Annotated in this window: 22 protein-coding genes and 4 tRNA genes; 9 read left to right on the top strand and 17 right to left on the bottom strand. The window is 67.5% G+C overall.

The window, feature by feature from the left end; all coding sequences use genetic code 11:
* Positions 1–70: 70 nt before the first annotated feature.
* From AC3WQM_RS17330 to AC3WQM_RS17300, 7 genes are all read right to left on the bottom strand, one after another.
* Positions 71–826: a tyrosine-type recombinase/integrase gene (locus AC3WQM_RS17330; protein WP_492680370.1), complete on the bottom strand. Its 756-nt coding sequence runs from the start codon at positions 824–826 to the stop codon at positions 71–73.
* Positions 827–985: 159 nt separating this feature from the next.
* Positions 986–1,073 (bottom strand) — tRNA-Ser (locus AC3WQM_RS17325).
* 32 nt (positions 1,074–1,105) lie between these two features.
* Entirely contained in the window at positions 1,106–2,368 is a 1,263-nt protein-coding gene (hemW, locus tag AC3WQM_RS17320) for a radical SAM family heme chaperone HemW (RefSeq protein WP_492680368.1), read from the bottom strand.
* Between the two features lie 3 nt (positions 2,369–2,371).
* On the bottom strand, positions 2,372–2,971 hold the full coding sequence (gene rdgB / locus AC3WQM_RS17315; RefSeq protein ID WP_492680366.1) for an RdgB/HAM1 family non-canonical purine NTP pyrophosphatase: 600 nt from the start codon (positions 2,969–2,971) through the stop codon (positions 2,372–2,374).
* A gap of 67 nt (positions 2,972–3,038) precedes the next feature.
* Complete coding sequence (rph, locus tag AC3WQM_RS17310) at positions 3,039–3,770, bottom strand: ribonuclease PH (RefSeq protein WP_062476315.1); 732 nt, start codon at positions 3,768–3,770, stop codon at positions 3,039–3,041.
* A gap of 55 nt (positions 3,771–3,825) precedes the next feature.
* The gene (locus AC3WQM_RS17305; protein WP_062476311.1) at positions 3,826–4,734 is read right to left on the bottom strand and encodes a PP2C family protein-serine/threonine phosphatase; all 909 of its coding nucleotides are present in this window, start codon (positions 4,732–4,734) and stop codon (positions 3,826–3,828) included.
* 5 nt (positions 4,735–4,739) lie between these two features.
* The gene (locus tag AC3WQM_RS17300; RefSeq protein WP_056573330.1) at positions 4,740–5,747 is read right to left on the bottom strand and encodes a serine/threonine protein kinase; all 1,008 of its coding nucleotides are present in this window, start codon (positions 5,745–5,747) and stop codon (positions 4,740–4,742) included.
* A 91-nt stretch (positions 5,748–5,838) separates the two neighbouring features.
* Between AC3WQM_RS17300 and AC3WQM_RS17295 the strand changes: the two genes are divergently transcribed.
* From AC3WQM_RS17295 to AC3WQM_RS17280, 4 genes are all read left to right on the top strand, one after another.
* Positions 5,839–6,762, top strand: a complete 924-nt coding sequence (locus tag AC3WQM_RS17295) for a YicC/YloC family endoribonuclease (protein ID WP_056573333.1) — start codon at positions 5,839–5,841, stop codon at positions 6,760–6,762.
* 14 nt (positions 6,763–6,776) lie between these two features.
* A complete protein-coding gene (gmk, locus tag AC3WQM_RS17290; RefSeq protein ID WP_056573336.1) occupies positions 6,777–7,397 on the top strand; it encodes a guanylate kinase in 621 nt (206 codons plus the stop codon).
* A gap of 31 nt (positions 7,398–7,428) precedes the next feature.
* Complete coding sequence (gene rpoZ / locus AC3WQM_RS17285; RefSeq protein WP_013543330.1) at positions 7,429–7,632, top strand: DNA-directed RNA polymerase subunit omega; 204 nt, start codon at positions 7,429–7,431, stop codon at positions 7,630–7,632.
* A 96-nt stretch (positions 7,633–7,728) separates the two neighbouring features.
* Positions 7,729–9,972 carry a RelA/SpoT family protein gene (locus tag AC3WQM_RS17280; RefSeq protein WP_070062005.1) on the top strand — a complete coding sequence of 748 codons (2,244 nt, stop codon included), beginning with the start codon at positions 7,729–7,731 and terminating at the stop codon, positions 9,970–9,972.
* Positions 9,973–9,985: 13 nt separating this feature from the next.
* Here AC3WQM_RS17280 and greB read toward each other — a convergent pair whose 3' ends face one another.
* Complete coding sequence (greB, locus tag AC3WQM_RS17275; RefSeq protein WP_492680364.1) at positions 9,986–10,567, bottom strand: transcription elongation factor GreB; 582 nt, start codon at positions 10,565–10,567, stop codon at positions 9,986–9,988.
* A 98-nt stretch (positions 10,568–10,665) separates the two neighbouring features.
* Between greB and AC3WQM_RS17270 the strand changes: the two genes are divergently transcribed.
* Positions 10,666–11,226 (top strand): thermonuclease family protein, encoded by a 561-nt coding sequence (locus tag AC3WQM_RS17270; protein WP_492680362.1) that lies wholly within the window; start codon positions 10,666–10,668, stop codon positions 11,224–11,226.
* A 69-nt stretch (positions 11,227–11,295) separates the two neighbouring features.
* Here AC3WQM_RS17270 and AC3WQM_RS17265 read toward each other — a convergent pair.
* Positions 11,296–11,372: transfer RNA gene (locus AC3WQM_RS17265), tRNA-Arg, on the bottom strand.
* A 216-nt stretch (positions 11,373–11,588) separates the two neighbouring features.
* On the opposite strand from AC3WQM_RS17265, the gene AC3WQM_RS17260 reads away from it, so the two are divergent.
* Positions 11,589–12,014, top strand: a complete 426-nt coding sequence (locus AC3WQM_RS17260) for an HU family DNA-binding protein (protein WP_062476298.1) — start codon at positions 11,589–11,591, stop codon at positions 12,012–12,014.
* Positions 12,015–12,199: 185 nt separating this feature from the next.
* On the opposite strand, the gene AC3WQM_RS17255 is transcribed toward AC3WQM_RS17260, so the two are convergent.
* The 5 genes from AC3WQM_RS17255 to hrcA form a co-directional block, all read right to left on the bottom strand.
* Positions 12,200–12,276 (bottom strand) — tRNA-Arg (locus AC3WQM_RS17255).
* Between the two features lie 117 nt (positions 12,277–12,393).
* Positions 12,394–15,519, bottom strand: coding sequence for an efflux RND transporter permease subunit (locus tag AC3WQM_RS17250; protein ID WP_492680392.1), 3,126 nt, complete (start codon positions 15,517–15,519; stop codon positions 12,394–12,396).
* Positions 15,520–15,541: 22 nt separating this feature from the next.
* Complete coding sequence (locus AC3WQM_RS17245; RefSeq protein ID WP_492680360.1) at positions 15,542–16,669, bottom strand: efflux RND transporter periplasmic adaptor subunit; 1,128 nt, start codon at positions 16,667–16,669, stop codon at positions 15,542–15,544.
* 259 nt (positions 16,670–16,928) lie between these two features.
* Positions 16,929–17,005 (bottom strand) — tRNA-Ile (locus AC3WQM_RS17240).
* 35 nt (positions 17,006–17,040) lie between these two features.
* On the bottom strand, positions 17,041–18,048 hold the full coding sequence (gene hrcA, locus AC3WQM_RS17235; RefSeq protein WP_492680358.1) for a heat-inducible transcriptional repressor HrcA: 1,008 nt from the start codon (positions 18,046–18,048) through the stop codon (positions 17,041–17,043).
* A gap of 31 nt (positions 18,049–18,079) precedes the next feature.
* On the opposite strand from hrcA, the gene AC3WQM_RS17230 reads away from it, so the two are divergent.
* From AC3WQM_RS17230 to rapZ, 3 genes are read left to right on the top strand one after another with little or no spacing between them, the layout of a single operon-like run.
* Positions 18,080–18,985, top strand: a complete 906-nt coding sequence (locus AC3WQM_RS17230; RefSeq protein WP_062476290.1) for an NAD kinase — start codon at positions 18,080–18,082, stop codon at positions 18,983–18,985.
* Between the two features lie 37 nt (positions 18,986–19,022).
* On the top strand, positions 19,023–20,705 hold the full coding sequence (gene recN / locus AC3WQM_RS17225; RefSeq protein ID WP_492680356.1) for a DNA repair protein RecN: 1,683 nt from the start codon (positions 19,023–19,025) through the stop codon (positions 20,703–20,705).
* A gap of 2 nt (positions 20,706–20,707) precedes the next feature.
* Positions 20,708–21,580 (top strand): RNase adapter RapZ, encoded by an 873-nt coding sequence (rapZ, locus tag AC3WQM_RS17220; protein ID WP_062476353.1) that lies wholly within the window; start codon positions 20,708–20,710, stop codon positions 21,578–21,580.
* Positions 21,581–21,593: 13 nt separating this feature from the next.
* On the opposite strand, the gene mutY is transcribed toward rapZ, so the two are convergent.
* From mutY to mutM, 3 genes are all read right to left on the bottom strand, one after another.
* A complete protein-coding gene (gene mutY, locus AC3WQM_RS17215) occupies positions 21,594–22,628 on the bottom strand; it encodes an A/G-specific adenine glycosylase (protein WP_492680390.1) in 1,035 nt (344 codons plus the stop codon).
* A 40-nt stretch (positions 22,629–22,668) separates the two neighbouring features.
* Positions 22,669–24,642, bottom strand: coding sequence for a dynamin family protein (locus AC3WQM_RS17210; RefSeq protein ID WP_492680354.1), 1,974 nt, complete (start codon positions 24,640–24,642; stop codon positions 22,669–22,671).
* 103 nt (positions 24,643–24,745) lie between these two features.
* Positions 24,746–25,561 carry a bifunctional DNA-formamidopyrimidine glycosylase/DNA-(apurinic or apyrimidinic site) lyase gene (gene mutM / locus AC3WQM_RS17205; RefSeq protein WP_492680352.1) on the bottom strand — a complete coding sequence of 272 codons (816 nt, stop codon included), beginning with the start codon at positions 25,559–25,561 and terminating at the stop codon, positions 24,746–24,748.
* Positions 25,562–25,602: the final 41 nt, after the last annotated feature.

Here is a 25,602-nt window from a genome sequence, read left to right as displayed (position 1 = left end):
GGGTAGGGTTTTACGTGGGTCAGTCTTAGACGGAAATTACTGCGTTAGCTGGGTCAATTTTCGGCGGCAATCAACACTCCGCAGGCACAACCCACACCGCCCCCTTTTCTTTCAGCTCGCCCCACAGCATGCCGCGCAGCTCGCCGACCCGGACGAACGTGTGAGCCAATAGTTGCAGGCCGAGCCGAGTCACCGAGTCTTCATAGCCGTCAATGGCACGCATCAACGCGCCGGCTTCTTCTGCCGGAATGCTCGCCATCGGCTTCTTCGTCTTTCGCGCGATGAGCACGCGTGTAAGCCCGGCCGCGCCATGCTGCTGGAGCAAGCCCATGTCTTGGGCAAAGTCGAAAACCGCAGAGATGCGGCTCGCCACACGATGGCCGGTTTCGATCTTCCCGCCGGCCTGAGCAGCTCGCACCACCGTGACCAGCTCTGATCGCGGTATGCCATCAATAGGGCGCGACCCGAGTGCCGGGAACGCATAGCGCTCCAAGGTGCTCTCCACTTGAATTTGATGCTTCCCATTTGAGAGAGTCGGAAGCTTCGCCTTGAGCCAGTCGCGCGCCACCGCCTCGAAGGTCGGCGTGCCGGCCGCAGCCGGCGACCCCTCGCGAGCCGACGTATGCGCCTTCCTGGCATCCGCCAGGCTCACCGAAGGATAGAGGCCGTAGGTCCTTGTCTTTTGCTTACCGCCGGCCGTGTAGTTCGCCCGCCAGCTCTTCGTGCCAGCGGGAGAGACGAATAGGTACAGGCCGTGCGCATCGGTCAGCTTGTAGGCCTTCTCGCGCGGCTTGGCTGCGTCGACAGCTTTAACAGTGAGGGTCATGGTATCGGTTAGAAAATACCATGACTAATGCCATGTTTGGCGCCGGGCTGGGGGTGACTTACAGTGGATCGCATCGGACTGAAAAAGACCCCCTCCCCAATGAAAAAGTCCCGTTGCAGGGACTGCACGGGACTTCCAAAAACTGTCAGAGATCGATTCTGGCGGAGAGTGTGAGATTCGAACTCACGGACGCTTTCACGTCGGCAGTTTTCAAGACTGCTGGTTTAAACCACTCACCCAACTCTCCGGAACCGTCGATTTTATGCCGACGGCGCAGCCTTACTCGTCATCGGGCAGGAACAGCGTCTGCAGGTCGCTCAGGAAGTCGAGTCCGCGCTCGGTGGGCCACACGCGGAACAGGTCGCGTGCGACGAGGCCCTTGCGCTCGGCCTCTTCCAGGCCGCGTTGGATCGACGTCATCGCCAGGCCCGTGCGTTCGCTGAACTGGGGCAGCGTGAAGCCCTGCTTCAGCCGCAGCGCGTTGAGCATGAACTCGAACGGCAAGTCGGCCAGCGCCACTTCGTCGCTCTGCGACACGGCCATGCCGGCGCGCGCGTTCTCCATGTACAGGCGCGGTTCGCGATAGCGCACCTGCCGCACGATGCGGTGCGCGAAGCTCAGCTTGCTGTGCGCACCGGCGCCGATGCCGAGGTAGTCGCCGAACTGCCAGTAGTTGAGGTTGTGCGCGCACTGGTGCCCGTCGCGCGCATAGGCCGAGACCTCGTAACGCGACATGCCGCTCGCGCCCGTGCGCTCGGTGATGCGATCGAGCATGGCGTAGGCGATGTCGTCCTCGGGCAGCGTGGGCGGGAACTTGGCGAACCAGGTGTTGGGCTCGATGGTGAGGTGGTAGATCGAGATGTGCGGCGGCGCCAGAGCCAGGGCCTGGGTCAGGTCGGCGTCGAGGCTTTCCATGGACTGGCCCGGCAGGGCGTACATCAGGTCCAGATTGAAGGTGTCGAAGGCGCTTGCGGCCTCTTCCACCGCGGCGATGGCCTGGGCGCGGTCGTGCACACGGCCCAGCGCCGTCAAGTGCTCATCGTTGAAGCTTTGCACGCCTACCGACAGGCGCGTGACGCCGGCCGCGCGGTAAGCACGGAAGCGGTTGCGTTCGAAGGTGCCGGGGTTGGCTTCGAGCGTGATCTCGCACTCGGGCGCGAGCTTCAGGCGCGCGCGCACATCGCCCAGCAGCCGGTCGATGGCCTGCGGCGAGAACAGGCTGGGCGTGCCGCCGCCGATGAAGATGGTGTGGACGGTGCGGCCCCAGATCAGCGGCAGCGCGGCGTCAAGGTCGGCGATCAGGGCGTCGATGTAGGCGGCTTCGGGGAGGCCGTCGATGTCGGCCTCGCTGGTGGCGCGCCACTCGTGCGAGTTGAAGTCGCAGTAAGGGCACTTGCGCAGGCACCACGGCAGGTGGATGTACAGCGACAGCGGCGGCAGCGCGGCGAGTTGCAGCGGGCCGGGGCGCATCCAGTGCAGCACGTCATTGGCCTGGGGGGCGCCGCCGGCTTGTGCGGGCTGGATCGGGAAGACGGTGGCCATGTGTCAGAACCAGCGCCCGCGCATCAGGGCGAGCATGGCCTGCGCGGCGCGGCCGCGGTGGCTGTTGGCGTTCTTCACGTCGGACGGCAGCTGCGCGAAGGTCTTGCCGAAACTCGGCAGGTACATGACGGGGTCGAAGCCGAAGCCGTTGTCGCCGATGGGCGCGGGCGCGATCTCGCCGACCACGCGGCCGACGGCAATGAGCGGCTCGGGGTCGTCATGGCGGCGCAGCGCGACCAGCGTGCTGACGAGCGCGGCGCGGCGGTTGACCACGCCGTCGAGCTGTTCGAGCAGCGCCTTCACGTTGTTGGCATCGCCCTTGGCGTAGCCGAACTGCGTGGCGTAGTAGGCGGTGTCGACGCCCGGCAGGCCGCCGAAAGCGTCGACGCACAGGCCGGCGTCGTCGGCAATGGCCGGCAGGCCAGTGGCGGCGCTGGCGTGGCGCGCCTTGGTGAGCGCGTTCTCGACGAAGGTGCGGAAGGGTTCTTCAGCCTCGCCCACACCGAGTGCCGACTGCGGCACCAGGGTGACGGACAGCTCGGCAAACAGCTGCTGGAGTTCGGCGAGCTTGCCCGCGTTGTTGGAAGCCAGAACCAGTTTCATGGAAAGTCAAAGATGGCTGTGGTGCCCGATGAACGGGCGCCAGTGGCTCGTTGGTTGTAGTCGTCGTTCAGTTCGAAAGCAGGGCCTGCTGCTGCAGGCTCACGAGCTCGCCGATGCCCTTCTCGGCCAGGCCGAGCAGGAGGTTCATTTCTTCGCGCGTGAAGGCCACGCCTTCGGCCGTGCCCTGCACTTCGACGAAGTGGCCGGCGCCGGTCATGACGACGTTCATGTCGGTGTCGCAGGCCGAGTCTTCGGTGTACTCGAGGTCGAGCAGCGGCGTGCCGTCGACGATGCCCACCGAGATGGCGGCCACGTGGCCCTTGATGGGCGAGGTCTTGAGCGCGCCGGAGGCCAGCAGCTTGTCGACGGCGTCCTGTGCGGCCACGAAGGCGCCGGTGATGGCCGCGGTGCGCGTGCCGCCGTCGGCCTGCAGCACGTCGCAGTCGAGGTGAATGGTGCGTTCGCCCAAGGCGGCGAGGTCGAACACGGCGCGCATCGAGCGGCCGATGAGGCGCTGGATTTCCTGCGTGCGGCCGGTCTGCTTGCCCTTGGCGGCTTCGCGGCTGCTGCGGGTGTGGGTGGCGCGCGGCAGCATGCCGTATTCGGCCGTGACCCAACCTTCGCCGCTGCCCTTCTTGTGCGGCGGCACTTTTTCTTCGACCGAGGCGGTGCACAGCACGCGGGTCTGGCCGAACTCGATGAGCACGGAGCCCTCGGCGTGGATGGTGAAGCCGCGGGTGATGCGCACGGGGCGCAGTTGGTCGGCGGCGCGGCCGCCGCTTCGTGTGAAAGCAGTCATGTGTCTGGAGGAAACCGAAAAAGAAAAAGAAAAACCGCGAGACCCGATCGAGAGATCAGGTCTTGCGGGCGGCTGAGCGGCGGATGGCTTCGTTGATCTCGGCGATGGAGCGCTCGATGGCGTCTTCGTCGAGGTCGTCGATCTCGCTGTCGGACGGCATGCCGGCCTGGATGGTCGAGGCGAACACGCCGTCGTCGATGGTTTCGGTGGACACGCCGCGGTCGTCGCCGGGCGTCTCGGGCATTTCCCACTCGAGCGCGATCAGCGTCACGTTGTCGCTGTGGGCGCCGCCCTTGCGCAGCGCCATCTCGGCGAGGTCGGGCGCGGCATCGGACACGGGCTTGCCGGACGACAGGGTGTGCACGATGACGGCGTCGTCGAGCACGCCCCAGACGCCGTCGGAGCACAGCATGAGGCGGTCACCGCGCTGCAGCGGCAGCGGCGCCGACACGTCGAACAGCGGCGTGGTGGGCGAGCCCAGGCAGGTCAGCAGCAGGTTGCGGTTGACGGGCGCGTCGGTGGCGCCGTGGGGCTTGGGGCGCTCGGCATGCGAGTGGTCGCGGGTGCGGGTCAGCAGGCGGCCGTCGCGCACGACGTACAGGCGCGAGTCGCCGCAATGCAGCCAGGTGGCGGTGGCGTTCTGCAGCACGGCCGCGACCACGGTGGTGCGGGGCGTGTCGAGCATCGCCTTGTGGCTCGCGTACCGCATGATCTGCTGGTGCGCCGACATGGCCGATTCGGCCAGGAAGGCCTTCACGTCCTTCACGGTGGGGCGGGCCTCGCGCTGGTACAGCGCGGCGATGGTCTGCAGCGCCAGCTGGGCCGCCACTTCGCCTTCAGGGTGGCCGCCCATGCCGTCAGCGAGCACGAACAGGCCCGACTCCCGCGTGTAGCAGTAGCCCATGCGGTCTTCGTTCTTGAGACGGCCACCCTTGCGGCTGACCTGGAACACGGAGAACTTCATGTCGATCAGGCCGGACGGGTGGTGGGCGCGGCGGCGCGCGGCAGGCTCTTCTTGTCGAAGGAGCGGATGTTGTCGATCGACAGGCGCACCTTTTCGCCGACCGTGAGCTTGGTGTAGCGGCGCTCGCCTTCGCGGCTGAGTTCTTTTTGCAGCGCAAACACCGACTGCGGACGCGAGAGCGGGTCGAGCGACATGCACCACTCGACCACCTCGATAAGGTTGTCGGAGTACACGCCGCGCAGGCGCGAGAGCGACAGGCTCAGGCGGTCCTTCTCGATGCGCCGGGGCGCGTCGTTGGGCGGATAGCCCTGCATGCAGGCGTAGATGCAGGCGCCGATGGCGTAGATGTCGGTCCAGGGGCCCATCGACGAATCGCGCCGGTACATCTCGGGCGCGGCGAAGCCGGGCGTGTACATGGGGCGGATGAAGATGCCCTCTTTGCTGAGCACTTCGCGGGCGGCGCCGAAGTCGATCAGCACGGCGCGGTCGTCGTCGGTGACGAAGATGTTGGCGGGCTTGATGTCCAGGTGCAGCATCTTGTACTGGTGGACGATGCGCAGGCCGCGCAGGATTTCGTCGAACAGCGAACGGATGGTCGATTCGCGGAACACCTTTTGCCGCTTCAGGTCGCGCGCCGTGACCACGAAATCCTGCAGGGTCGCGCCCTCCAGGTAGTTCATGACCATGTAGACGGTCTCGTTCTCGCGGAAGAAATTGAGCACGCTGACCACCGACGCATGCGAAATTTGCGCGAGCGAACGGCCTTCTTCGAAGAAGCTCTTGAGTCCCAGGCGGTACAGCGACAGCTTCTCGGGCGGCACCTGCGGCGCCAACTCGCCGGGGCCCCGCGTGGCGAGCGACGAAGGCAGGTATTCCTTGACGGCGACCTGCTGGCCGTTCGGGTCGATGGCGAGGTAGACCACGCCGAAACCGCCCGCGGAAAGCCGGCGAACAACGCGATATCCGCCAATGACCGTATCGGGCAACAGGGGCGTAGGCTTGACCTTTGACATAATCCGGGAGTTTCGCCCGAAGGCGATGGTGCGGCAAGCGAACGCTGTACCGACGCCTCGGTGCTTGCAAGCAAAACCACAGTGAGGCGCAATGCCAGTTTACAGCATGACCGGCTATGCCAGCGGCCAGAACGGCCCCGCAGGCAGCCACTCCGAAGCCGATGCACGGCCCTCCGCCGCGGGCCGGCTCGGGGTCGAAATCCGCTCGGTCAACAGCCGCTTTCTCGACCTCACCTTCAAGCTCCCCGAGGAGCTGCGCCAGCATGAGACCGCGCTGCGCGAGCTGCTCACGGCCAAGCTCAAGCGCGGCAAGGTCGAGGTGCGCGCGGCCATCGAGAACACGTCCCAGGCGGGCGTGGTCGAGCCCTCCGTCAAGCTGCTTCAGCGGCTGAACGGCGTGCAGGACGGCATCCGTGCCTGGCTGCCTGGCGCCCGCGAGCTCAGCGTGGCCGACGTGCTGCGGCTGGCCGGCGGCGACGGCGCCACGCGTGGCGACTGGGGCCCCGACCTGCTCGACGTGGCAGGCAAGGCGCTGGAGGCGCTGATGTCCGCCCGCCAGCGCGAAGGCGCCCGGCTGGCCAAGATGCTCGAGGCCCATTTGGCCCAGCTGCGCACCCTGGTGCAGCAGGCCGGCCCGCTGGTGCCACAGCTGGTCGAACAGCAACGCAACCGCTTCCTGGAGCGCTGGCAGGAGGCCATGGGCCTGACCGCCGGCACGGGCGGCACGCTACCCGAAGCCGCGCAGGATCGCGCCCTGACCGAGGCCACCGCCTTCGCGATCCGCATCGACGTGGCGGAAGAGCTCACGCGGCTGAATTCGCACCTCGACGAGATTGAGCGGCTGCTCAAGAAGGGCGGCGACATCGGCAAGCGGCTGGATTTCCTGATCCAGGAACTGCACCGCGAAGCCAACACCCTGGGCTCCAAATCGGCGGCCCTGGAACTCACGCGCATCGGCGTGGACATGAAGGTCCTCATCGAGCAGATGCGCGAGCAGGTGCAGAACATCGAATGACGACGAGCCTACCCATGGACTACCCCGGCAATATCTTCGTGGTCGCCGCGCCCAGCGGCGCTGGCAAATCGAGCCTGGTCAAGGCGCTCATGGAGCTCGACTCGGCCGTTCAGCCCTCGGTCTCCCACACCACGCGCCCCCCGCGCGGGCAGGAGAAGCACGGCCGGGAGTATTTTTTCGCCTCCCCGACCGAGTTCGACGCCCTCATTGCGGCCGACGGCTTCGTGGAATGGGCCCACGTGCACGGCCACCGCTACGGCACGTCGAAGAAGGCGGTCGAGGAACGGGTGGCCCTGGGCACCGACGTGATCCTCGAAATCGACTTCCAGGGCGCACTGCAGATCCGCAAGACCTTTGCCAACGCGGTCATGATTTTCATCCTCCCGCCCAGCTGGGAGGAGCTGCGTTCCCGCCTCGAACGGCGCGGCGAGGACAGCGCGGCGGTGATCGAACTGCGCCTGAAGAACGCGGCCGAAGAGATGGCCCAGGCCGGAAAATTCGATTTCGTTATAATCAACGAGTTATTTGAGCGCGCGCTTTTCGATCTCAAGGCGATCGTCCACGCGCAGCGGCTGCGGTATTCCGCACAGCGCAGAGCCCGTGCCGATACGTTCGCCGCACTGAACATCCCTTGAAATCCCCGCTCACCGACCGAAAGAATTCATCATGGCCCGCATCACCGTCGAAGATTGTCTCGTTCAGATCCCGAACCGCTTCCAGCTCGTTCTCGCCGCCACGTACCGTGCGCGCATGCTGAGCCAAGGCCACGCCCCCAAGATCGAGAGCAAGAACAAGCCCGCCGTCACGGCCCTGCGCGAAATCGCCGAAGGCAAGATCGGCATCGAGATGCTCAAGAAAGTGCCGGGCTGATCTTCTGACGCAGCCCTGCAACGAAAAGGCACCGCATTGCGGTGCTTTTTTTACGTCTGGACGCGCCCACAGAGCGGTCACGCTAAAGTGGTAGCCATGAGCGCGGTCGCCAAACCTACGTCCCCCACGCCGAAACCGAGTCCGGCGGCGCTGAACGCGGCCGCCGCGAGTTTTGCTGCGCTGACGGCCCGCCTCGACTACCTGAGCCCCGAAGACACCGAGCTGGTTCGCCGGGCCTACCGCTTCGCCGACGAAGCCCACCTCGGGCAGCTGCGCAACAGCGGCGAGCCGTACATCACGCATCCCATCGCCGTGGCGGCGCAGTGCGCCGAGTGGAAGCTCGACGCCCAGGCGCTCATGGCCGCGCTGCTGCACGACGCCATCGAAGATTGCGGCGTCACCAAGCCGGAACTCATCGAGCGCTTCGGCGCCCCGGTTGCTGAGCTGGTCGACGGGCTCACCAAGCTCGACAAGCTGCAGTTCAACACGCGCGAAGAAAACCAGGCCGAGTCCTTCCGCAAGATGCTGCTGGCCATGGCGCGCGATGTGCGCGTCATCCTGGTCAAGCTGGCCGACCGCACGCACAACATGCGCACGCTGGCCGATGCGCCACGCGAAAAGTGGGCCCGCATCTCGCGTGAAACGCTCGAGATCTACGCCCCCATCGCGCACCGGCTGGGCCTGAACCAGACCTACCGCGAGCTGCAGGACCTGTCATTTCGCCACCTCAAGCCCTGGCGCTACGCCACGCTGGCCAAGGCCGTCGCCAAGGCCCGCGGACGACGACGCGACCTGATCCAGAAGGTACAGAAAGAGGTCGAGACGGCCTTCTCCGCCGCCGGCATGACGCTGCGCATCGCAGGCCGCGAGAAAACGCTCTATTCCATCTACCGCAAGATGGAAGAAAAACACCTGAGCTTCGCGCAGGTCACCGACATCTACGGCTTCCGGCTCATCGTGCCGAACGTGATCGCCTGCTACACCGGCCTGGGCATCCTGCACCAGATGTACAAGCCGCTGCCGGGCAAGTTCAAGGACCACATCGCGATCGCCAAGCTCAACGGCTACCAGTCGCTGCACACCACGCTGGTGGGCCCTGCCGGCGTGAGCGTGGAGTTCCAGCTGCGCACCGAGGCCATGCACGTCGTGGCCGAATCGGGCGTCGCAGCGCACTGGCTCTACAAGGCTGCCGAGCCCAATGCCGCGAGCAACGACCGGCTGGGCACCAAGTGGCTGCAGTCGCTGCTTGACATCCAGGACGAAACGCGCGACGCCGCCGAGTTCTGGGACCACGTCAAGGTCGACCTGTTCCCCGACGCCGTCTACGTCTTCACGCCCAAAAGCCAGATCATGGCGCTGCCGCGCGGCGCCACCGTGGTCGACTTCGCGTATGCCATCCACAGCAACATCGGCGACCACACCTCGGCCGCGCGCATCAACGGCGACCAGGTCCCGCTGCGCACCGAGCTGAAGAACGGCGACGTGGTCGAAGTGATCACGGCGCCGGTGTCGACGCCCAACCCCGCGTGGCTGGGCTTCGTGCGCACCGGCCGGGCACGCTCCAAGATCCGCCACTACCTGAAGACGCTGGCGCATGCCGAGTCCGAAGGCCTGGGCGAGAAGCTGCTGGCGCAGGCGCTGCGCGCCGAAGGCCTGGGCAAGCTGCCCGAGGAAGACGACGAACACCAGGCGCTGTGGGAGAAGCTGCTGCGCTTCACCGGCAACCGCACCCGCGCCGAGCTGCTGACCGACATCGGCCTGGGCAAGCGCATCGCGAGCATCGTCGCCAAGCGGCTCATGGCGCTGCTGGCCGAGATCGGCGAGCGCCCCGACGCCCTGCTCCTGAGCCGCGAGCGCTTCACGTCGCACGAGGCCGTGTCGCAAGGCGCCGTGACGCTCGATGGCAGCGAGAACTCTTCCGTGCGCTTCGCGCAGTGCTGCCGACCCATCCCCGGCGACCAGATCGTCGGCTACCTCGGGCACGGCGAAGGACTGGTGGTGCACACCGACGACTGCGGCGTGGGCCAACGCCTGCGCAACAAGGACAGCGAGCGCTTCTTCGCGGTCGAATGGGCCGACGAGCCCACGCGTGCCTTCGAGACCGGCGTGGTCATCACCGTGCGCAACGACAAGGGCGTGCTGGCCCGCGTGGCGGCCACCCTGGCCGATGCCGAGGCCGACATCACGCACGTGGAAATGGCCGACGAGACCCCGCAGGATTCGACCGACCTGCGCTTCGTGATCGCGGTGCGCGATCGCACGCACCTCGATGCCGTGCTGCGCGCCGCGCGCCGGACCGCGTCGGTGCTGACCGCGGCGCGGACGATTCCGGCGCCCTGAGTTCACTCGCGCGTCAGTTCGCCGGCGTGCGCAGCGCCGGATAGCTCACCGACAGGATCTCCACCTCGTGCGCCCCGCCGGGCGTCACGAGCTTCACCACGTCGCCTTCGCGCGCCTTGAGCAGCGCGCGTGCGATGGGAGAGATCCAGCTGACCTCCGACTTGGCGCTCTCGGCCTCGTCGATGCCGAGGATGGTGACGCTGCGCTCCTCGCCGGTCTCGTCGACATAACGGACGGTGGCGCCGAAGAAGACCTGGTCGCGGCCATGATGCACCGACGGGTCGGTGATCTCCGCGATCTCGAGCCGCTTGCCGAGGAAGCGGATGCGCCGGTCGATCTCGCGCAGGCGCTTCTTGCCGTAGAGGTAGTCGCCGTTCTCGGAGCGGTCGCCGTTCTTCGCGGCCCAGTGCACGGCCTCGACGACCTTGGGGCGCTCCTCGTCCATCAGCTGCAGCAGCTCGTCGCGCAGGCGCGCGTAGCCCTCGGGCGTGATGTAGTTCTTACTGCCCGCCGGCAGCGCGGGTGCGGCGCCGCCTGCGCCGTCATCGTCGTCGTCCGCATCGGCGTCCGACTCCTTGGTGAATGCCTTGTTCAATGCAGAGCCCTTCAAATCGGAAATACTGGGCGCCCTTGCCGCGCCCTACAAGCCGGTGAGTTTGCCGCAACCGCAATCCCCAGGAGACAGGAGCCCCCGTGATCGCCACCGGACATTTCCCCTGCCGTCGCCATGCCTCGGCGGGGCTTCATTTGTACGCTCTCGCGGTCCTTGCTGCCGCACTGGGCTTTCTTCCCTTCGATACCTACGCCAGAACACAGACCTGCTTCGTCGTGAGCATCCACAGCGGCGACACCATGACCGCCCGATGCGGCGACGCGGCCAGTGCCAATGCGTGGCGTCGCGTGCGCCTGCAGGGCATCGAGGCGCCAAAGTCCGGGCAGCCCTTCGCAGAGCAAGCTCGGCAGAAGATGCACGACATGGTTCGCCTGAAGCCGGCAGACGTCGACTGCGACGATCCCACATCCCACGCTCGCGAACGCGTCTGCCGCGTGATGGTGACGCCGGATTCAGCCCCCAATGGCCCGAGGACGCTCGACGCAGGCTTGGCATTGCTGACCGTCGGATTGGCACACTGGCAGCCTGCGCAGGCGCAGCGCCTGTCGCCCCAGGAGCGCGGGCAGTACGAATTTGCGGAGGAAGAAGCGAAGGCCAAGCGGGCCGGCCTCTGGAAGGACGTGCGACCGGCGCGTCCTTGATGCGGGCACGGTGCAATGACCGGCCAAAGAAAAAGGGTTAGCTCGAAAAACGAGCTAACCCTTGAAGAGTGGTGCGGCTGGCAGGAATTGAACCCACGACCCCTTGGTTCGTAGCCAAGTACTCTATCCAACTGAGCTACAGCCGCACAGCTTTCGATTATAGCGTGTTTTTTCGCCCGTCCCAACCTTTGTGATCGAAAGCTGAAAATACGGACGACGGCAGCCTGCAATGGGGCCTGTTGCAACGCATCCGGCCCGTGCCGTTCCAAAGAGGCCCTTCCGACCCGGTACACTCCGCCCCGCCCGGAATAAGCCTGGGCCGCCGTAGGCAACACGGCGCCATACCATCCAAGGAATACTGAATGAACCGCATCGAACTGGTCGAGAAGATCGCCACCACCCACAACCTGAGCAAGGCCGAGGCCGCACGCGTCCTCGAAACGATCACCAGCAGCGTCGTCGCTGCCGTGAAGAAGGGCGATTCGGTCCAGCTGGTCGGCTTCGGTACTTTCAAGCAAGTCGCACGCGCTGCACGCTCGGGCTTCAACCCCCAGGCCGGCACCAAGATCAAGATCGCCGCCACCAAGGTGCCGAAGTTCGTCGCCGGCGCTGCCTTCAAGGCCGCCATCGACCCCAAGGCCGCCAAGCGCAAGGCTGAAAAGGCCGCTGCTGCACCCGCTGCCAAGAAGGCCGCCGCCCCCAAGAAGGCAGCTGTCACCAAGGCTGCTGTCACGAAGGCAGTCGTCGCCAAGGCTCCCGCCAAGAAGGCCGTCGCCAAGAAGAAGTAAGACGCATGGTGCGACGCTGCACAGGCCTGGCCTGGCAGTTGTCCGTATCGACGTCAAAAAGCCGCCCTCGGGCGGCTTTTTTGTGGGCGCCTGCCGCGCAGCGAATGCGGGCGGCGAAACCCTCTGTGCGAGGGCCCCAAACGAAAATAGCCTGGAAGAGAAACTCTTCCAGGCTATTCGAGAGATGGTGCGGCTGGCAGGAATTGAACCCACGACCCCTTGGTTCGTAGCCAAGTACTCTATCCAACTGAGCTACAGCCGCGCAGCCTTGAATTCTACCCTGCTGAAAGCGCTGTTCCGGCGAGGCTTTCAAAAAAGCTTCACGGCCTTGTGATGCGATGGCCTCAGGCCTCAGGCCTCAGGCCTCAGGCCTCAGGCCTCAGGCCACTTGTCCACCGGCCGCCGGCCGTCCCATCAGCCTTGCGGCCACGCGCTTCACCAGCAGGTAGAACAGCGGCACGAAGAAGATGCCCAGTGCCGTCGCCGCGAGCACGCCGCCGAACACCCCGGTGCCGATCGCGACCTGGCTGCCCGAGCCCGCGCCGGTGGCCACGGCCAGCGGGATCACGCCCGCCAGGAAGGCCAGCGAGGTCATCAGGATCGGCCGCAACCGCAGGCGCGCGCCTTCGGCCACCGCTTCGAGCAGCGGCACGCCACGGCGCAGCGCCGCCTCCGCGAACTCGATGATCAGGATCGCGTTCTTGGCCGACAGGCCGATGGTCGCGAGCAGGCCGACCTGAAAGTAGATGTCGTTCGACAACCCGCGCAGCGCCGCCGCAATCACCGCGCCGAGCACGCCCAGCGGAATCACCAGCATCACCGACACCGGCACCGACCAGCTCTCGTACAGCGCCGCCAGGCACAGGAAGACCACGAGGATCGACAGCGCGAACAGCAGCGGCGCCTGCCCGCCCGACAGCCGCTCCTGGTACGACAGGCCGCTCCAGGCCTGGCCCGTGCCGCTCTGCTTCTTCGCGAGGGTCTCGATGGCCGCCATGGCCGTGCCCGAGCTGGTGCCCTGCGCGGCCGCGCCCTGGATCTGCACCGCCGGCAGGCCGTTGTAGCGCTCCAGCTGCGATGCGCCCTGCGACCAGCGCGTGGTGGCGAAGGCCGAGAACGGCGTCATCGCGCCCGTGCTGCCGCGCACGAACCACTGGCCGATGTCGTCCGGCGCCGAGCGATACGGCGCATCGGCCTGCACGTACACGCGCTTCACGCGGCCGCGGTCGATGAAGTCGTTGACGTAGCTGCCGCCCCAGGCAATGCCCAGCGTGGTGTTCACGTCGTCCAGCGACAGCCGCAGCGCCGAGGCCTTCAGCTGGTCGATGTCGACCTGCAGCTGCGGCGTGCCGGCCACGCTGTTGGCGCGCACCGACTGCAGGCGCGGGTCCTTGTTGGCCTCGCGCACCAGTTTTTCGCGTGCCTGCAACAGCCGCTCGGCGCCCATGCCCGAGGTGTCCTGCAACCAGAACTCGAAGCCGTTCGATTCGCCCAACCCTTCGATGGGCGGCGGCACCATGCCGAAAACCTCGGCGTCGCGCTGCTGCTTGGCCAGCGCCTTGCCGGCACGCTCGACGATGGCGTGCGCGCGCTTGTCGGCGCTGGCGCGTTCGGACCAGTCCTTCAGCGAGACAAACGTCATGCCCATGTTCTGCCCCGAGCCGCTGTAGCTCCAGCCGGTGAGCGTGAAGATGGTGTCGGTCGTGTCCTTCTCGGTCTCGAGAAAGTGCTTTTCGATGGCGCGGTTCACTTCATCGGTACGACCCGAGGTGGCGCCGGCCGGCAGCGTCGCGATCACCATCACGCTGCCCTGGTCCTCTTCCGGCAGGAAGCCGCCGGGCAGACTCAGGTACAGCAGGCCCATGCCGGCCACGATGCCGACATACACCGCCGTGAAGCGCAGCGGCTTGCGCAGGATGCGGCCCAGCGCGCTCACATAGCGGCCTTGCGCGGCATCGAAACGGCGATTGAAGGCCCCCAGGAAGCCACGCGTGCGCGGTGGCACGCCAGGCTTCAGGAAGCGTGCGCACAGCGCCGGGATGAGCACGATGGCCACCACCACCGACAGCGCCATCGACGCGATGATGGTCACCGAGAACTGCCGGTAGATCACGCCCACCGAGCCGCCGAAGAAGGCCATGGGCAGGAACACCGCCGACACCACCACCGCGATGCCGACCAGCGCGCCGGTGATTTCCTTCATCGACTGGATCGTGGCGGCCTTCGCATCGAGCCCCTCTTCGTGCATGACGCGCTCGACGTTCTCCACCACCACGATCGCGTCGTCCACCAGCAGGCCGATGGCCAGCACCATGCCGAACAGCGTGAGCACGTTGATCGAATAGCCGAAGGCCGCGAGCACGCCGAAGGTGCCCAGCAGCACCACCGGCACGGTGATCGCGGGGATCACCGTGGCGCGCCAGTTCTGCAGGAAGAGGAACATCACGACCACCACCAGCGCGATGGCCTCCAGCAGCGTCCGGATGACCGACTGGATCGAGATCTTGACGAAGCGCGTCGTGTCTTCCGCGTAGGCCACGCGCAGGCCCGCGGGCAGCGAGCGTTCGAGCTCGGCGATGCGCGCCTTCACCGCGCGGGCGGTGGTCAGCGCGTTGGCGCCGGGCGCCAGCATCACGGCCGAGCCCGCTGCCGGGTGGCCGTTCAGGCGCGTGGTCTCGGCATACGACTCGCTGCCGATCTCCACGCGCGCCACGTCGCCCAGCCGCACCACGGCGCCGTCGGCCTGCGTCTTGAGCACGATGGCCTTGAACTGGTCGGGCGTCTGCAGCCGCGACATCGCGGTGACGGTGGCGTTCAGGTGCTGCGTCGGCGCCGACGGCCGCGCGCCGATCTCGCCCACCGACACCTGCGTGTTCTGCGCGGTGATGGCGGCCGTGACGTCGGACGGCATCAGCTGGTAGCTGGCCAGCCGGTGCGGGTCGAGCCAGATGCGCATGGCGTACGCCGCGCCGAAGGCCTGCACCGAGCCCACGCCGTCGACGCGGCTGATGGGGTCGCGCAGGTTGCTGGCCATCCAGTCGGCGATGTCGGTGTCGGTGCGCTGGCCGGTCTCGTCGTACAGCGCCACGATCAGCAGAAAGTTGTTCTGCGACTTGGCGACCGTCACGCCCTGCTGCTGCACCGCCTGCGGCAGCCGGCTGGTGGCCTGGCTGACCTTGTTCTGCACCTGCACCTGCGCGGTGTCGGGGTCGATGCCCTGGCGGAAGGTGACGTTGATCTCGGCCCAGCTGGCGGCGCTGCTGGTCGACTTGAAATACATCAGGCCGTCGATGCCCTTGAGCTGCTGCTCGAGCACCTGCGTGACGCTGTTTTCCACCGCCTGCGCCGAGGCGCCGGGGTAGTTGGCCGACACGACCACGGTCGGCGGTGCGATGTCCGGGTACTGCGACACCGGCAGCGTGCGAATGGCCACGCCGCCGGCCAGCATGATGAGGATGGCGATGACCCAGGCGAAGACGGGCCGCTGGATGAAGAAATGAGCGATCACGGGAGGTTGTCGCTTCTGATCAATCGGCCGGCGAAGGCGCGGCAGCGGACGATGCGCCCGCCGTGGACACCGGCACCGGCTTCACTTTTTCGCCCGGGCGTGCGCGCTGCAGGCCGTCGACCACCAGGCGGTCGCCCTCGCGCAGGCCCCGGGTCACGACCCAGTGCTCGCCCTCGGTGCTGCGCACTTCGAGCGCGCGCAACTCGACCTTGTTGTCGGCCGCCACCACCAGCGCAGTCGGCTCGCCCTTCTCGTTGCGGGCCACGCCGCGCTGCGGCGCCAGGATAGCCTGGCGCTCCACGCCGAACTCGACCTGCGCGCGCACGTACATGCCCGGCAGCAGCAGCCCTTGCGGGTTCGGGAATTCCGCGCGCAGCGTGACCGAGCCGGTGGCCTCGTCGACAGCCACTTCGGAGAACTTCAGCGTGCCGGCATGCGGGTAAGGCAGGCCGTCTTCCATGCGCAGGCGAACCTGGGTACTGGCCGGCGCCATGTCGCCCGAGATGAAGCGACGCTTGAGCTTCGTCAGTTCCAGGCTCGACTGCACCACGTCGACGTAGATCGGATCGAGCCGCTGGATCGTGGCCAGCGCCATCGCCTGGCCCGGCGCCACGAGCGCGCCTTCGGTCACGGCGGAACGGCCGATGCGTCCCGCGATGGGCGCAGTGATGCGCGTGAAGTCGAGGTTGATGCGCGCCGCCTTCACGGCCGCCTGCGCGGCCTTCACGCCGGCTTGCGCCTGCACCAGCGCGGCCTGCGCCTCTTCGTGTTCCTGCCTGCTCACGGCGTTGGCCTTGACCAGTTCGCCGAAGCGATCTGCCTTGCCGCGCAGACTGGCGATGGTGGCCTGCGACGTGGCCAACGCGGCCTGCGCCTGCTCGTGCGCGGCCTCGAACGGGCCGGGCTCGATCTCGTACAGCACCTGGCCTGCGCGGACCATGCCGCCCTCTTCGAACAGCCGCTTGCGCACAATGCCGTTGACCTGCGGCCGCACCTCGGAGACGCGGTAGGCGGCCGTGCGGCCCGCGAGCTCGGTGTGCACAGCCACGTCGCTGGCGTGCAGCGCCACCACGCCGACTTCGGGCGGCGCGTCATCGGTGGTGGAGGCCTGCTTGGCGCCGCATGCAGCGAGCGCGAGCAGGGACATCGGAAGCAGGAGCTTGAAAAGCGGGGTCATGGCCATCGGAAATCGCAGTGCGGCGCGCGCAGGGATCACCCGGCTCGTTACATTTGCACTCAAATGGTGCATTCTGCCTTCGATGTTGCATTGCAACCTGAAGGAATCCTGTGTTTGCCGTAGGTGAAATCGGCGGCGGCCGCAGGCCTCGCTCGCGCCTCTGGCACCAAAGAAAAAGGCCGCGAAATGCGGCCTTCGTCGGAGTATCTGCAGAGGGGGGAATGTGTGGTGGTAGGCCGTGAGTGGCTTGAACACTCGACCAACGGATTATGAGTCCGCTGCTCTAACCAACTGAGCTAACGGCCCACGCGGGCCCGATTCTATGCGCCGCGCGCGGCCGCTTACTTGCGGTGGCTCAGCGCGTTGCTCACCAGCCGCGACGTGATGTCGACGATCTGGATCATGCGGTCGTACGGCATGCGGGTCGGGCCGATCACGCCCAGCGTGCCGACCACCTGGCCGTCGACCTCGTAGTTGGCGCTGACGATGGACAGCTCCTCGAAGGGCACGACCTGGCTTTCGCCGCCGATGAAGATGCGCACGCCCTCGGCCTTGCTCGACACGTCGAGCAGCCGCATCAGCTGCGCCTTCTCTTCAAAAAGATCGAAGGCGCGCCGCAGCTGCCCCATGTCACTGGAAAAATCGGTCACCGACAGCAGGTTGCGCTCGCCGGAAATCACGACGTCGTCGGCCTTGGCATCGGTGAGCACTTCGGAGCTGACCTGCACCGCCGCCTGCATCAGCGCCGCGATTTCACCGCGCAGCTTCTCGACCTCGGACTGCAGCCGGTCGCGCACCTGCTCGATCGTCAGGCCCGCGAAGTGCGCATTGATGTAGTTCGAGGCCTCGACCAGCTGCGACTGCGAGTAGTCGGACTCCGGGAAGATCACGCGGTTCTGCACGTCGCCGTCGGGCGACACGATGATCACCAGCAGCCGCCGCTCCGAGAGCCGCAGAAATTCGATCTGCTTGAACACCGAGGCGCGGCGCGGTGCCATCACCACACCGACGAACTGCGACAGGTTCGACAGCAGGTGGGCGGCGTTGGCGATCACCTTCTGTGGCTGGTCGGCGGCCAGGCTCGGCGCGCTCATCTGCTCGCGCTGCGCGGTCAGCATGGTGTCGACGAAGAGCCGGTAGCCGCGCGTGGTCGGCACGCGTCCGGCCGAGGTGTGGGGGCTGGCGATGAGCCCCAGCGCCTCGAGGTCGGACATGACGTTGCGGATGGTCGCGGGCGAGAGATCCAGCCCCGCCGAACGCGAGAGCGTGCGTGATCCGACGGGTTGCCCATCGGCGATGTAACGCTCGACCAGCGTCTTCAACAGCAACTTGGCACGGTCGTCCAGCATTGCAAGATTTTAGTGTTGTAATTTGTGAGCTATGACCTCTCGCTTTCGTCACGTCGCCCTGATCGGCAAATACCAGGCTTCCGGCGCCCGGGCGCAAGCCGATGCGCGCGACGGCGTGATGGAAGGCATCGGCGCCTTCCTCGAATCGCAGGGCTGCACGGTGTTCGTGGAGCGTTCGTCCTGCGAGGACACCGACGCCCCACCCCACCCGCGCTACCAGGCGCTGTCGGTCGAAGAAATCGGCCAGCGCTGCGACCTCGGCCTCGTGGTCGGCGGTGACGGCACCATGCTCGGCATCGGCCGCCAGCTCGCGTGCTATGGCATCCCGCTGATCGGCATCAACCGCGGCCGGCTCGGCTTCATCACCGACATCCCGCTGGACAACTACCAGGCCACGCTGATCCCGATGCTGGCCGGCGAATACGAAGAAGACCACCGCAGCCTGATGCACGCGCAGGTGCTCCGCGACGAGGCCGTGGTGTTCGACGCGCTCGCAATGAACGACGTGGTGGTCAACCGCGGCGCCACCTCGGGCATGGTCGAGATGCGCGTGTCGGTGGGCCGCCATTTCGTGGCCAACCAGCGCGCCGACGGGCTGATCATCGCGTCGCCCACGGGCTCGACGGCCTATGCGCTGTCGGCCGGCGGGCCGCTGCTGCATCCGGCGGTGCCGGGATGGGTGATGGTGCCGATCGCGCCGCACACGCTGTCCAACCGCCCCGTGCTGCTGCCCGACGCCGACGAGATCGTGATCGAGCTGGTGAGCGGTCGCGACGCCAGCGCCAATTTCGACATGCAGTCGCTCGCCTCGCTCGCCATCGGCGACCGCGTGGTGGTGCGCCGTTCCGACTTCCGGGTGCGCTTCCTGCACCCGCGCGGCTGGAGCTACTTCGACACGCTGCGGAAAAAACTCCATTGGAACGAAGGGGGCTCCTGAATGAAGGACCACGCCCCCAGCTTGAGGACGAACTGAGATGGCTTTGCGACGCATCGCACTGCGCGACTTCGTGATCGTGCGGTCCCTTGAACTCGATCTGTCGGCCGGCTTCACGGTGCTGACCGGGGAAACCGGCGCCGGCAAGTCCATCCTGATCGACGCACTGCAGCTGGCACTGGGCAACCGCGCCGACGCCGGTGCCGTGCGCGAAGGCGCCGAGCGGCTCGACGTGAGCGCCGAGTTCGACGCCGACCCGGCCCTGGCCGGCTGGCTCGACGAAGGCGGCTTCGAGGCGGGCGACGGCCTGCTGCTGCGCCGCACGGTCGACCTGCAGGGACGCAGCCGCGGCTGGATCAACGGCAGCCCCGCCACCGCCACGCAGCTGCGCGAACTCGGCGACCGCCTGCTCGACATCCACGGCCAGCACGCCTGGCAGAGCCTGACCCGCCCCGAGGCCGTGCGTGGCCTGCTCGACGCCTACGCGGGCGCGCGCACCGACGCGCTCGACGCCGCCTGGCAGAGCTGGCGCCAGGCGCTCTCGGCGCTCGAGCACGCACGCTCGGCGCAAGACTCGCTGCAGCGCGAGCGTGAGCGGCTGCAGTGGCAGATTTCCGAAGTCGCCAAGCTGGCGCCGGGTGCCGACGAGTGGGACGAACTCTCGGCCCACCACTCGCGCATCTCGAATGCACAGGCCCTCATCGACGCCGCCCAGGGCGCAAGCCAGGCGCTCGAAGACGACGACAACGGCGCCCTCGCCGCCCTCTCGCGTGCCGCGACGTTGCTGCAGAACTGCGAACACATCGAGCCCGAGTTCCGCACGCTGGGCGAGGTGCTGGCCTCCTGCGTGGCGCAGGCTTCGGACGCGGCCCACTCGCTGCACGGCTACCTGCGCGACACCGACACCGATCCCAAGACCCTCGCCGAACTCGATGAACGCATGGGCCTGTGGATGTCGCTCGCGCGCCGCTACAAGCGCACGCCCGCCGAGCTGCCCGCGCTGCTGGCCGGCTGGCAGGCGGAGCTGCAGGCGCTCGACGCACAAAGCGACCTCGAAGGCCTGGAGCGCACCGAACAGAACACGCAACAGGCCTACATGAAGGAAGCCAAGGCCCTCGGCAAGATCCGCAAGCAGGCCGCGCCGCGCCTGGCCCAGGCCGTCACGCAGGCGATGCAGGGCCTGGGCATGCAGGGCGGGCGCTTCGACGTCGAACTGCAACCGCTGGCACAGCCCGGCCGCGCCGGCCTCGAAGAAATCTCGTTCCTGGTGGCCGGCCACGCCGGCAGCACGCCGCGCGCCATCGGCAAGGTGGCCTCGGGCGGCGAACTCTCGCGCATCGCATTGGCCATCGCCGTGACGACCAGCGAACTGGGCGCCGCACAGACGCTGATCTTCGACGAGGTCGATGCCGGCGTGGGCGGCGCCGTCGCCGAGACCGTGGGCCGCCTCATGAAGCAGCTCGGCCGCGACCGCCAGGTGCTCGCCGTGACCCACCTGCCGCAGGTGGCGGCCTGCGCCGACCACCACCTCGTGGTCGCCAAGCGCCAGACGACGGCGGCCGGCACGGACGGCCCGCGCACCGAAAGCGGCGTGTCGCGCCTCGCCACCGACGACCGCGCCCGCGAAATCGCCCGCATGCTGGGCGGTGAAAAGGTGTCGGCCACCTCGCTGGCCCATGCGCGCGAAATGCTGGGCCACAAGACGCCGGCGACCGCCCCATGAACATGAATCTCGACCTCGTCCTCATCACCGGCATGTCGGGCTCCGGCAAGTCGGTGGCGCTGCACGCGCTGGAAGACGCCGGCTACTACTGCGTCGACAACCTGCCGCCCGAGCTGCTCACGGCCTTCATCGCGCTGCAGCACGAGCAGCAGGCCACGCGCGTGGCGATCGCAATGGACGTGCGCAGCGGCGTGTCGCTGCCGATCGTGCCGCAGCAGCTCGAGGCGCTGCGCGCCGACGGCGTCTCGCTGCGCTCGCTGTTCCTCGACGCGACCACCGACGCGCTGCTGCGCCGCTATTCGGAAACCCGCCGGCGTCACCCGCTCTCGCGCCAGGAAAGCCGTACCGACGTGCCCGAGCAGCACCGCGTGCTGGTGCAGGCCATCGAACTCGAACGCGAGCTGCTGGCCGACCTGCGCGATGGCGCCGACGTGATCGACACCAGCCTCATCCGCCCCGCGCAGCTGCAGAGCTACATCAAGGGGCTGATCTCGGCGCCGCAGAACGCGCTGACGCTGGTGTTCGAATCGTTCGCCTTCAAGCGCGGCGTGCCGCTCGATGCCGACTACGTGTTCGACGTGCGCATGCTGCCCAACCCGCACTACGTGCCGGCGCTGCGCGCGCTCACGGGGCGCGACGAGCCGGTGATCGAATGGCTGCGCGAGCACGACGACGTGGCGCGCATGTTCGACGACATCGAGCAGTTCCTGACGCACTGGCTCGACGCCCTGGCGCGCGACCACCGCAGCTACGTGACGGTGGCCATCGGCTGCACGGGCGGGCAGCACCGGTCGGTGTTCCTGGTCGAGCAGCTGGCACGCGCCTTCGGTGCCCGCTGGGGCGCGCTCAAGCGCCACCGCGAACTCGACGCCTGAGGGCGAAGGCCGCTCAGGCCTCGGCGGTTTCCAGCAGCTTGCGCATCGGGGCGGGCAGCCCCAGCCGGCTCCACTCCTGCGCCTCGACCCAGCGCGCGCCCTCGCCTTGCGGCTGGACGCCCTGGAGCTGTACCGGATGCAAATGCAGGTCCTTGTGAGTCAGCACGTGCACGAAGGGCGGCAGGTCTTGCGTGTCGTGCGCCGCACCCTCCGGCAAGGCCGCGAGCAGGTCGTCGTGGCTGTCGAACACCGGCAGGCAATGCAGCCCCGCCCAGATGCCCTTGGCCGGCCGCTTCTCCAGCCACACGCGCCCTTGCGCGTCACGCGCCAGCAGCACCCACAGCGACTGGGCGCTGCGCTTGAGCTTGCGCGTCTTTACCGGGTAGCGCTCGGGCGTGCCCTGGCGCAGGCCCACGCAGCTGGCGTTCACCGGGCAGATGATGCAGCTGGGCTTGCGCGGCAGGCAGACCGTGGCGCCCAGGTCCATCAGGCCCTGCGTGTAGTGCGCCACCGCTTCGCGCTGGCCGTCCGGCGGCAGCAGCTGCGTGGCGAGGTCCCACAGCGCGCGCTCCTGCGCCGACGACGACATGTCGCCGTCGAAGCCGAGCACGCGCGTCAGCACGCGCTTCACGTTGCCGTCGAGGATGGCCACGCGCTCGCCGAAACAGAAGGCCGCAATCGCGGCAGCCGTGGAGCGCCCGATGCCGGGCAGGGTCACGAGTTCGGCGGCGGTGTGCGGAAAGGCGCCGCCGAAGCGCGCAACCACCTCCTGCGCGCAGCGGTGCATGTTGCGCGCGCGGCTGTAGTAGCCGAGGCCGCTCCACAGACCGAACACCTCGTCTTCGGTGCCAGCGGCCAGCGCGGCCACGTCCGGGAAGCGTTCGAGAAAGCGCGCGAAGTAGCCCAGCACGGTCGTGACCTGGGTCTGCTGGAGCATCACCTCCGAGAGCCAGACGCGGTACGGATCGCGCGTGTTCTGCCACGGCAGCTCACTGCGCCCATGGCTGCGCTGCCAGCGCACGATCTGTGCGGCGAAATCGGGGGGCAGCGACAGAGATGGGGAAACGGCCGCCCGCGCGGCGGCGCGTTCAGGCCGCACGCAGTTGCTCGCCCGCGATGGCGGCGGCCGCGACAGGCGGCTGGCTGCCGTGCTGCGCGATCAGCGAGGTGAACTCGTGCAGGCGCTCCTGCAGCGCGGCCAGGTGGCTCTCTTGCGCGGCGATCTCGGACAGCCGGTCGTCGAGGCTGCCCGCGGCGTTCTGGATGCGTTCGATCGCCTCAATGCGCTTGCTGAAATTGCGGCGGCGTTCCTTGAGCTGTGCATCGATCTGCGCGCTCGCGCCCTTGCTCCAGCGTTCGACCTCGGTCATGGCGGCTTCGTTGACGAGCCGCAGCCGGCTGGCCAATGCGCGCACCAGCTTGTCGCAGAAGTCGGCCTGCGCGAGCTTGATCAGGTTGCCCACGCCCAGGTAGTGGATGTGGCTGCGCTCGATCTGGCCCAGCTCCTGCTCGAAGCCGCTCAGGTCGGGCTCGGCCGGCGCCTGCAGCGTGAAGCCCTGCTCGGCATTGAGCTGGCGGAAGGTGGCGTGCAGCATCGACTGGATCTCGGCCGTCGTCGCCTGCACTTCGCGCAGGTTGTTGCGCAGCGCATCGAAGGTCTCGCCGTACACCTTGCGCACGTTGAACTTGACGCCGGGGCGCTTGAGCGCCGCGGCCAGCTTGACCATGTCGGCCTTGAGCGCCGTGCGCCCGAGCACCGCGTACACCTCGCGCAGCAGCTTGCCCTGCACCGAGCGCAGCGCCAGGATGCGGGTGTTGCTGCCTTCGAATTCGGCATGTTCCTGGTCGATGCGCGCGCGCATGTGGCGGATCACCGACACGTTCTTACCGCGCAGGCCCTGCAGTTCGAGCGCCTGCTCCGACAGGTCGCGCTGGCGCACCTTCAGCAGGCGCTCGGCCTCGGTGCGCAGCGCGGTCATGCCGGCATCGACCGCGAGCCGCAGCATGGTTTCGCGCTTGCCGAGCACGCCTTCGCCGAGCAGCGCTTCGAGCGCCGGCAGCCGGCTGGCGTCGAGCAGGGCCGCGTCGTGCGCGATCTTGGCCTGCAGGCCCTTCTGTGCGGACACCGGCAGCACCTGCGCCAACGGCACGTCGAGCAGCCGGGCCGCACCTTCGCGCTGGCGCTCGATCTGCTGCGCGATCTGCGCCGGGGTGCTCAGCGTGTCCCACAGCGTGTCGATCTTGTTGAGCACCACGAAACGCGTGTCGTGGCTCTCGTCGCCGGTGATCAGGTGCTCGCGCCAGATCGACAGGTCGGAGCGGGTCACGCCGGTTTCGGCGCCCAGGATGAAGACGACGGCATGCGCCTGCGGGATCAGGCTCACGGTGAGTTCGGGCTCGGCGCCGATCGCGTTCAGTCCGGGCGTGTCGAGGATCACCAGCCCCTGCTCGAGCAGCGGGTGCGGCATGTTGAGCACCGCATGGCGCCAGCGCGGAATCTCGACGCGGCCTTCGGCGTCCTGCACCGGGTTGTCGTCGGGCGTCTCGGGGTTCCAGAAGCCGAGCGCACGTGCCTCGTCCTTGCTCACCCAGCGGACTTCGGCCACCTTGCCCATGGCCCGGGCCAGTTGTTCGGCGTCGCCCACCTCGATGGGCAGCTCGGTCCAGCGCGTGGGCCGCTCGCGCCAGTGGGCGAGCGAGTGCGGCTCCAGGCGGGTTTCGATGGGCAGCAGGCGCAGCTTGGGCGCCAGGGCGGCGTCGTAGCCCAGCTCGGTCGGACACATCGTGGTGCGCCCGGCGCTGGCCGGCATGATCCGCCGCCCGTAACCGGCGAAGAAGATCGCGTTGATCAGTTCCGACTTGCCGCGCGAGAACTCGGCCACGAAGGCCACCATGACCTTGCTGGTGCGGATCTGGTCTTCGAGGGCGCGCAGCCGTTCGGCCACGGCCTGGTCGAGCAGCTCGTTGTCGGTCAGCCAACGGGACAGCCACTGAAGGCGGCGTGCGAAGTTGCTCCGCCAGGCGCCGTGCTGATCGAGCTGTTGGTTGAAGGAGCGGCTCAAGGGGAAGATGTAAGTAAGAATTTACAAATATAACATCGCCAAATGGCGAATGGGGTACCAGCAGGAGTTTGCCCCGAAGCAGCCGCCACGGGGCCCGCCTCCCCTAGGATTTCTGGCAATGGGGACAGTAATAAGTAGAGCGCTGTCCCTGTTTCAGCTGCCGGATCGGCGTGCCGCACACCCGGCACGGCTCGCCCGTGCGGCCGTAGACCGTCGCTTCGAGCTGGAAGTAGCCGCTCTGGCCGTCCACGTTCGAGAAGTCGCGCAGCGTGCTGCCGCCCTTCTCCACCGCCCGGGCCAGGATGTCTCGAACCGCCGCGTGGAGCTTTGCCGCTCGCGGCCGGCTGATTCGCGCGGCCGACAACGTCGGCCGGATGCCGGCCAGGAACAGCGCCTCGGACGCATAGATATTGCCCACACCCACCACCACCTCGCCCGCCAGCAGCACCTGCTTGACGGCCGTCTTGCGCTTCTTGAGGCCGGCATGGAACGCATCGAGGTCGAAATCGTCGCCCAGCGGCTCCATGCCCAGGCCGCCGAGCAGCTTGATGGCCCAGGGAGCTTCTTCGTGGTCCACGTAGACCACGGCGCCGAAGCGGCGCGGATCGTTGAGCCGCAAGGTGCCGCGGTCGGTGGCCAGGTCGAAGTGATCGTGCGTGCCGGGCGGCGGCAGTACCGCGTCGAAGCGCAGGCTGCCCGACATGCCAAGGTGCAGCAGCAGGATGCCGCGGTCGAGGTCGATCAGCAGGTATTTGCCGCGGCGCCGCACCTGGAGCACCCGCCGCCCGACCAGCGCCTCGGGCAGCACCATCAGTGCCCAACGCAAGGGCTTGCCGATGCGAACCGCATCGATGCGCGCGCCGGCGATGCGGTCGGCAAAGCCGCGCCGGGTGACTTCGACTTCGGGTAGTTCAGGCATGAAAAGTAAAACTCCGGCAGCGACGAAGCCCCATGCGGCGC

The sequence above is a fragment of the Variovorax sp. FW301-JW7 genome (assembly GCF_058788795.1).
This window is presented reverse-complemented; position numbering and strand designations above follow the sequence as displayed.